Genomic DNA, 828 nt, shown 5'->3' on the forward strand with positions numbered 1-828 from the left:
TTTTCGTGGGGTACACTAGTACTTTGAGGTAAACGATGATAAATCTGCAAGCAAAAGACCAGTGCCCTCAATATGTTTATAAATACTGTACCCAAGAAGTCTACGAAAAACACATATTGCACGGAGAGTTCAAACTCGGCACTTTAGCTGAATATCGGAGGGCTTATGAGTTGGATGGTGCTGGCTTTGGTGACCCAAGAGAGGGTAATCATGCCCTGTTCGTAAAAGGTCCAACTCTGCTGCCAAATCTAAATACCTCAGTTAATGCGCAAGGGGGTGTTATCATTGATAGTTTTGATAATGCGCTTATCCTAAGTGTTTCTTCTGAGTATAGTGAAGAGGCTCATTTAAAGTGGTTTAAGCGCAAGGGCTGTGGCTATGATCTTTGCATTAAATATCGAGCTGAGGATCTGTTTTTCGAAATAGCTGATAGGCTGCGCTTTCGAATACCATGGCAACGAGAGTTCTTCATTGGAGAGCCAATCTACAATAATGGAAACGTAGACCCAAGAAGGGATTCGTATCATCCTTGCCACAAATATTTTTTCAAAAGCAGAGAGTTAGCTTGGGAGAAAGAGTATAGGCTTGTTTGCTGCACTCCATACCTTAGTAGCCATCAGGCAAAATCAGTATTTCCAATAGCGCTGAAAACAAAAGACATGATCGAGGATGTCATACATCTTCAAGTACGTACATAACAAACTGTTTAAGAGTGATTCGCAACGCGTGGCATTTTTACTATGCGTTGTGTTTAATGTTTAAGGTGGTATGCGGCGGCTTTGGTATTGCGTTGCTCACACCTTAACAGGGCGTTAAACGTCGTTATAG

General features: G+C 41.8%; 1 protein-coding gene. It reads left to right on the top strand.

Annotation, left to right across the window (positions count from 1 at the left end; all coding sequences use genetic code 11):
- The first annotated feature begins 35 nt into the window (after positions 1-35).
- Positions 36-698 (top strand): hypothetical protein, encoded by a 663-nt coding sequence (locus tag PL85_RS18685; protein WP_115340164.1) that lies wholly within the window; start codon positions 36-38, stop codon positions 696-698.
- The last annotated feature ends 130 nt before the right edge of the window (positions 699-828 follow it).

It is taken from the genome of Vibrio anguillarum, assembly GCF_001989995.2.
Classification (GTDB): Bacteria; Pseudomonadota; Gammaproteobacteria; order Enterobacterales; family Vibrionaceae; genus Vibrio; species Vibrio anguillarum.

Excerpts from the sequence above, each read along its gene's own strand:
- PL85_RS18685 (WP_115340164.1), top strand. The coding sequence starts at position 36 with ATGATAAATCTGCAAGCAAAAGACCAGTGCCCTCAATATGTTTATAAA.